Raw genomic sequence first — 7,084 nt, 5'->3', positions numbered from 1 at the left:
TGCGCCATCCGCAGACGCGAAGCGCGACGAAGTTTTCGAAGGGGGGTCAAGGGGGAAACCTTTTTCAAAAGGTTTCCCCCCTTGCCGCCGCAGGCTATTCCAGCACGGTGCTGTCGCCGGGGGCGGCGTAGCAGAAGACCGGGATGTCGGGGGCGTCGGGCGGGCTGGCCTCGGCGATGCGCGATGGCAGGGTCCACAGCCGCGAGGCGTCGCCGAAAAGATGCATGGGGATAAGGAGCCCGGGGCGCACGGCCTGTGCGAAGGCCACCACGCCGCCCAGGGAGTCGAGGCGGAAGTCGCAGTTGGTGAAGGCCACGTCCGGGGCGAAATCCGCGATGCGGGCCAGGGCGTCGGTGAAGAAGCGGCAGGTTTCGGCGCGGGCCCGGTCGGGCAGGGTGGGCCAGTCCCACTGGGCCAGGTCGCCTCCGAAATAGAGGCGTTTTTCGGGCCAGGAAAGAAGAAAGGCCACGCCCAGGTCGTTGCTTTCCAGGGTGGACACGGTGAGCCTCGCCACCTCGCGGGTCTGGTCCGGCGCCATGATCACGGCGTCCGGGGGCAGGCTGTCCGGGAACATGTCGGCCACGTCGTCCGAGACCACGAAGCGGCGCGTGGCCGCCCCGGCGGTGACCGCCAGGATGTTCGGGTCGAAGTGGTCGGGGTGGCCGTGGGAGAAAAAGACGGTCAGATCGGCCCCGTGCAGAAGCGGCGCGGCCATCTGGGCGGCCTGGGCGGGCAGATGGCTGGGGCGGGGATAGTCGAAGAGCAGCACGCGCCCGGCGTGGCGCACGACGAAGCAGTCGTGATGAATGTAGGTGATGTCCATGGGCGGCGATCTCCTGGCGGGCGTCCCGGTTACAGCCCCAGCTCGCCCCACAGGGCGTCGATGCGGTCCTTGACCTCGGGGGCCATGCGCAGGGAGGCGGGCCAGGGGCGGTTGTGGCCGTCCTGGGGGCCTTTTTTGGTGGCGTCGATGCCCATCTTGCCGCCGTAGAAGGCCAGGGGCGAGGCATGGTCCAGGGCGTCCAGGGGGCCGTCCACCATAACCACGTCGCGCCGTGGGTCCACGTTGTTGCCAAGGCGCCACAGCACCTCTGAGGTGTTTTGCACGTTGACGTTTTTATCCACCACCACGATGATCTTGGTGAACATCATCTGTCCCAGGCCCCACAGGGCGTACATGACCTTCTTGGCCTGTCCGGGATAGCGCTTGTCGATGGAGACGAAGCACAGGTTGTGGAAAACGCCTTCCAGGGGCAGGCTCATGTCCATGATCTCGGGCAGTTGCTTTTTGATCAGGGGCAGGAACAGGCGCTCCGTGGCCTTGCCCATGAAGCAGTCCTCCATGGGCGGCGGTCCCACCAGGGTGGCCGGATAGATGGCGTCCTTGCGGTGGGTGAGCGCCGTGACGTGGAAGACCGGATAGTCGTCGGCCAGGGAATAATAGCCCGTGTGGTCGCCGAAAGGGCCCTCCCGCCGCCGTTCGCCGGGCTCCACATAGCCCTCCAGCACGAACTGGGCGTTGGCCGGAACCTCGATGTCCACGGTCTTGCACTTGACCAGCTCTACGGGCGAATGGCGCAGGAAACCCGCGAACAGCATCTCGTCGAGTTCGTCGGGCAGGGGGGCGGTGGCGGCGTAGGTCACGGCCGGGTCCGAGCCGATGCACACCGCCATTTCCAGGCGTTTGCCGAGCTTTTCGGCCAGATGGTAATGGTAGGCCCCGCCCTTGTGGCGGTGCCAGTGCATGCCCGTGGTTTTTTTATCGAAGACCTGCATGCGGTACATGCCGAAGTTGCGTTTGCCGGTCTCGGGGTTTTTGGTGATGACCCCGGGCAGGGTGATGAACGGCCCGGCGTCGCCCGGCCAGGTGGTCAAGACGGGCATGATGGAAAGGTCCACGTCGTCGCCCGTGCGGACCACGTCCTGGCAGGGGCCCGAGCCCACTTCCTTGGGGAAGATGTTGGCCATCCGGGCCAGCTTGGGCAAAAGCTTGAGCTTTTTGATGATGCCCGAGGGCTTTTCGATCTCCAAAAATTCCGTGATCTCCGAGGCCAGGGCCTCCAGGCTCTCGACCTGCAGGGCCATGTGCATGCGGGTAAAAGAGCCGAACGCGTTGGTCAGCACCGGAAACCGGGACTGGCCCACGTTTTCGAAGAAAAGGGCCGGGCCGTGTTTTTTGCTCACCCGGTCCGTGACCTCGGCCACCTCCAGAAAGGGATCAAGCTGTGTGGTGATGCGCGTAAGTTCGCCAGCGCCCTCCAATGCCTTCACGAAATCCTGCAAATCCTTGTATGCCATGCTGGTATGCCTCGAAATAGGGGTATGGGTTGAAGACGGAACAAGGTGCAGGGCCTGCGAGCCCGGCCTTGTGCTCCGTGCCGGTATTTTGGGGAACGATCCTCCGGGAGGATCGGGCGGCCCGAGACGTCGTCCTAAAGGAACCGCAAAAGCTTGGAGCTGGTGTGGCGCAGCCGGAAACTGATGAGCCGGGCCATGTTGATCGCCATCTTGAGGGCCAACGATTTGTTTTCCGTGCACATCCGGCTGAATTCGTCCCTGGTCAGCACCAAAAGCCGCGTATCCTCGGCGGCCAGGGCCGAGGCCGAACGCGGCAGCCCCTCCACCAGGGCCATCTCTCCGAAGGCCCGGCCAGGGCCCAGGCGCACCAGAAATTTGGTGGAAAACTCGTCGCCCTCTTCGTGCTTGGCGATCTCCACCAGCCCGTGCAGCACGATGGCCATGTAGTCGCTGCGATCACCCTCGGTGAAAATGGTCATCTCCTTGGGGAATTCCAGAATCGACATGAAACCCGACAGGGCCTGGATGTCCGGCCACGACAAATCCTTGGCCCAGGCTGATTCGTCGAGCATCTCGCTTATCCTGCGGCCAAGATTGGGAGAGGAGAGCAGGTCTTCGTCGCCGCTGGGCATGGTTGTGTTCCTTTGCCTGTGGGGTGGGGTGCAAGAAAACGTTCTTACACTCGAAGGTTCACCCCCGTAAAGCTTCCGGCCCCACTCCCCAGCAGGGATTGCGCAAGCGAGGGCATGGACGGTCCCAGGGGGCGCGGCGCGGCCATCGGCAGAAGGCGCACCACCTTGCGTCCCAGGCGGACGGTCTCGGGCAAGAACATGTGGCGGTCAAGGCCCTCGGGAGCGGCGGCAAACACCAGGCACCGGGCCACCTCGCCGTGAAAGAGGGCCTTTATCCGAACCTCGCCCGGCCCGTTAGGTCCGTTAAGCCGGAACGCGAGGTGGATTTCCCGCGCCCCTCCCGCCCCGGGCCGTCCCAAAAGAAGCTCGTGTCCCACGGCGTCCGGAGGATACCATGGAGCGTACAGGTACTTTCCCAGGCGGGAAAGGCCCGGCAAGGCGGCCAGTTCCCGGGTCAGCCGGGCCAGGCGCCGGTAGGCGGCGAAAGCCGTTTCATCGGCGCAAAGCGCGGACAGAAACCGGCGTTTGAGGTCCACCAGATCGACGGCCTGGCCGGAGGATGGGGCGGGAGGCGGTCGAAGGCCGGTCAGTTGCGGCTCGAAGGCGGCCCGGGCGCTGGCCAGGGAGGACAGAAGTCCTGCTATGCGGCGGGGAAGAGCGGCATTGGGATCGGCGTGGTCCCGGGCGATCTCGCGCAGCACCACCACCGGATGCATCCGGATGATGGAAAAGGTCAGCCTGGCCCCGGGGGGCGGATCGGTGTCGGTGGCGGCCAGAAGCTCGAAGCCGGAGATGTCCACCAGGGCATGCCGGGCGTCGGGGCGGGAAAGCACCCGGCCCACAACCCGTTCTCCGGATCGGAACGCACGGCGGAAGTCTTCGAGGTCACGGCCAGCCATGGGAACACCTCAGGCCGATGGGAAAGGATGGGTGTGTCGGCGCAAGTCGTCTCCTCTCTGGCGCCGGGTCAGGACGCAGCCTGTTCGAGGATCAGACGCACCTCGTCCGGGGCTAGGCCCGTGGATTTGGCCAGGGCGTCGATGGACTGCCCCTTCTTGTGGCCATTGAGGATGACCTGGCGCAGGAACTGGGGGGATCGGGACACCTCGCGGGCCTGCTTGAGAAGCCGCTCCAACTCTGCCCGGCGTTCTTCGAGCTTTTCGTCCAGGGCCAGGAGTTCGGCATGGCGGCGTTTGAAGCTCGACACCAGTTCCTGTTCGAGTTGGGCGTTGACCCGCAGTTTTTCCAACAACTGCTCCTGGTTGTTTTGCATCCTGTGCAAAAGCCCCTCGGAGCGTCGCAGGCGGGAAAAAAAGATGACCACCAACACGATGAGCGCCAGTTCGCTCAACGTGAGAAAAAGGATCAGATAGGGTTCGGCGCTCATGGACCAACCTTGAAGCGGGGGCGTGTGTTAGGGAGTCGGAACATGTCCCTCATATCTTGGCGTCGATGATGTTTCCCGTCCAGGGGGTGACGTGGGTCGGCGTCGTTTCTTCTTCCCCGGCCGGATGCCGGGCCTGGCGCTTGCGGGGCTGGCGTCCGTCGCGGCGACGTTCCTCGTCCTGGTCCGTGATGGAATCGGCGGCGTCCTGTTCTTCGACCTTGGGAACCTGCTCGCTCTCCTCGCGCAGCCGCTGCAGGGCCAGTTCCGCCGCCGTGGCCTGCTGCACCCCGGGATGGATCACCTCGGCGTGGGCGACGTTTTGGGCGTAGGGCATGACCTGGAGGACAGTGCTGAGGTCGATGGACATGTCACTTCACCACGTATTTTTCGATGAACAGGGTTTCGATCTGCGCGTCTCCCAGAAATTGATTCATCACCGACATGATGTCCTGTTTAAGGGCGTCGGCAACCTTCACGTCGTCCAAAAAAATCAATTGTTTATTTTTAAGATAATAATACACGGCATCCCGAAGCACAACCGTGTTCCGGGCAAGTTCCTTCTCGAGATCGGGATTTTTGGCGCCCGCGGTGAACTGGAGGCTGACCAGGAACGACTCGCCTTTTTCGTTGACCTGCTCCACGAGGAAGGGCTCCATGACCACCACGACCTCTTTTTCCTCGGGCGTGGGAGGCTGTGCGGGTGTTTCCGTGGGGGCCTGCGCAGCCTCCTCTTCGATTGGCGGCGGGGGCGGGGCCTCGTCTTTTTTTTCGGAGAAAAACAGGAAATAGGCAGCGGCGGCCAGGATGACGAGCACAAGTCCGGCGCCGCCGAAGAGAATGGCTTTTTTCTTCCACCAGGGGGAAGGCGCAGGCGCATCGTCCGTGCGGACGGAATCCTCCTCGGGGGCGGGAGGCGGCTGTTCGTCTTTTTCGTCTTCCAGAAACGGCGCGTCGTCCAGGTCCAACTCGACCTTTTGCAAGGCTTTGGGCAACTCGTCGCTGAGCTCCGTGTCGTCGAGCTTGGCCTTGGTCAATCCGGCGTCAACCGGATCGTCCATGGCCGCAGGGGCTTTCGCGGAGGATGAGGCGCCTTTGTCCTTGCTCATGATGCGCGGCGGGTGTCGCGTTCCCGGGGTTCCCTCACGGGAGATTCCGGGGCGACGGGCTGAACGTGTTGACCTTCATGGGCGACGCCTGCGATCAGTCGATGCCGAAGTCGGTCTTGAATTTTTGCCGCAATCTGGCCAGGGCCTGGGAATGCAGTTGGGACACCCGGCCCTCGGTGATGCCCATGACCTCAGAGGTCTCGCGCATGTTGAGCTCCTCGCCGTAGTACAGGGAGAGCACCAGCTTCTCCCGGGGCGTCAGGTCGTCGATGAGCCCGGCCAGCTTGTCCACCAGCTCCTTGAATTCCGTCGACTTGAAGGGCTCGTTGTCGTTTTGGTTGATCTTGTAGGAAGACAGGTTCTCGGTAATGGCGTCCAGGCTGATGCACAACTGGTTTTGCAGGGCCTCCATGCTTTGGGAGACCTCGCGGATGGTCAGCCCCGAGGCGTCGGCCAGGGCCTCCACGGAGGGGGATTCGCCGTGCTCGTGCTCCAGGCGGCGGATGAGTTCCTCAAGGGTCCGGATGCGGTGGCGCTGGCCGCGTGAGAAGCGGTCCATGCGCCGCAGTTCGTCGAGCATGGCCCCTTTGATGCGGTTTTCGGCATAGGTGTCGAACTTGATGTTCAACTCGGGGCGAAACCGTTTCAAGGCCTCCATGAGCCCCAGGGATCCGGCGCTGATCAGTTCCCCAAGCTCCACGCTCTGGGGGAGCTTGGCCTTGAGGCGCAGGGCCAGGATTTTGGTTTTGGGCGCAAAATGCCTGACGATCTCCTCCCGGTCGCGGAGATCGAAGTCTTCCCAGGCGGTTTCCCCAGAATCCAGCCTAAGCCAGGGGCTGTTCCTGGAAGAGGAGCTTTTTCCAAAAGAATTTGATGTTTCCATCGAGGGTTGCCGGGATATCCCAGGTAGTGATGGTCCGGGCGATGTCCTCCAGTTTCCTGCTGGCTGGGGCCCCGGGGGAATCGACGCAAAAGGGCTTCTGCCGAATGACTGCGGCCCTGACAGCCGGATCCTGGGGCACGAATCCCGTGAAGTCCAGGGAGATGCCGCTGAGGAAACGGTCGCAGGCCTGATAGAGTTTTTCGTACACCACCATGGCCGCCTTGGCGCTTTGGGCCATGTTCACCAACACCCGGAACCGATTCACGGCATGGTTGATGTGCATGACCTTGATCAGGGCGTAGGCGTCGGTCAGGGAGGTGGGTTCCGTGGTCAGAACCAACAGTCGTTCCCGGGCCGCCAGGTTGAAATAAATGACATTGTCGCTGATCCCCGCCCCCGTGTCCACGATAAGATAGTCGATGCGGTTTTCGAGGTAGTCCATGGCCTCCAAAAGCTCCAGCTTCTGGCCCGTGGACAGGGTCAGCATTTCCCCCACGCCCGAGGAGGCGGGCAGGATGGAAAAGCCGTAAGGGGTCTGGCACAGCACGCGATTGAGGGTCACGCCCTCGTGGAAAAGATGGAAGAGATTGAGTTTGGGGGTCAGGCCAAGCAGCACGTCCACGTTGGCCAGTCCCAGGTCCGCATCCAGAATGACCGTGCGCTTGCCCATGCGGCTCAGGCAATAGGCCAGGTTGACCGAGAGATTGGTCTTGCCCACGCCTCCTTTGCCGGAGGTGACCGAGAAGACCAGGGGGAGTTCCGTCTGGGCCGTCACTGC

General features: G+C 63.1%; 9 protein-coding genes. All 9 read right to left on the bottom strand.

Features of this window, described 5'->3' with window-relative positions; all coding sequences use genetic code 11:
* Positions 1-94: 94 nt before the first annotated feature.
* Positions 95-823, bottom strand: coding sequence for an MBL fold metallo-hydrolase (locus V3572_RS07335; RefSeq protein WP_332110329.1), 729 nt, complete (start codon positions 821-823; stop codon positions 95-97).
* Between the two features lie 29 nt (positions 824-852).
* The gene (locus V3572_RS07330; protein WP_332110328.1) at positions 853-2,271 is read right to left on the bottom strand and encodes a menaquinone biosynthesis decarboxylase; all 1,419 of its coding nucleotides are present in this window, start codon (positions 2,269-2,271) and stop codon (positions 853-855) included.
* A gap of 161 nt (positions 2,272-2,432) precedes the next feature.
* On the bottom strand, positions 2,433-2,930 hold the full coding sequence (locus tag V3572_RS07325; protein ID WP_332110327.1) for a Crp/Fnr family transcriptional regulator: 498 nt from the start codon (positions 2,928-2,930) through the stop codon (positions 2,433-2,435).
* A gap of 44 nt (positions 2,931-2,974) precedes the next feature.
* Positions 2,975-3,829 (bottom strand): hypothetical protein, encoded by an 855-nt coding sequence (locus V3572_RS07320; RefSeq protein ID WP_332110326.1) that lies wholly within the window; start codon positions 3,827-3,829, stop codon positions 2,975-2,977.
* Between the two features lie 68 nt (positions 3,830-3,897).
* On the bottom strand, positions 3,898-4,317 hold the full coding sequence (locus V3572_RS07315; RefSeq protein WP_332110325.1) for a hypothetical protein: 420 nt from the start codon (positions 4,315-4,317) through the stop codon (positions 3,898-3,900).
* A gap of 49 nt (positions 4,318-4,366) precedes the next feature.
* Entirely contained in the window at positions 4,367-4,684 is a 318-nt protein-coding gene (locus V3572_RS07310; protein ID WP_332110324.1) for a hypothetical protein, read from the bottom strand.
* A 1-nt stretch (position 4,685) separates the two neighbouring features.
* Positions 4,686-5,423, bottom strand: a complete 738-nt coding sequence (locus V3572_RS07305; RefSeq protein WP_332110323.1) for a flagellar basal body-associated FliL family protein — start codon at positions 5,421-5,423, stop codon at positions 4,686-4,688.
* Between the two features lie 94 nt (positions 5,424-5,517).
* Positions 5,518-6,306, bottom strand: coding sequence for a FliA/WhiG family RNA polymerase sigma factor (locus V3572_RS07300; protein ID WP_332110322.1), 789 nt, complete (start codon positions 6,304-6,306; stop codon positions 5,518-5,520).
* Positions 6,248-7,081, bottom strand: coding sequence for a MinD/ParA family protein (locus tag V3572_RS07295; RefSeq protein WP_332110321.1), 834 nt, complete (start codon positions 7,079-7,081; stop codon positions 6,248-6,250). The genes V3572_RS07300 and V3572_RS07295 overlap by 59 nt, the downstream gene beginning before the upstream one ends.
* Between the last annotated feature and the right edge of the window lie 3 nt (positions 7,082-7,084).

The organism is Desulfolutivibrio sp. (genome assembly GCF_036584575.1).
Taxonomy (GTDB): domain Bacteria; phylum Desulfobacterota; class Desulfovibrionia; order Desulfovibrionales; family Desulfovibrionaceae; genus Desulfolutivibrio.
This window is presented reverse-complemented; position numbering and strand designations above follow the sequence as displayed.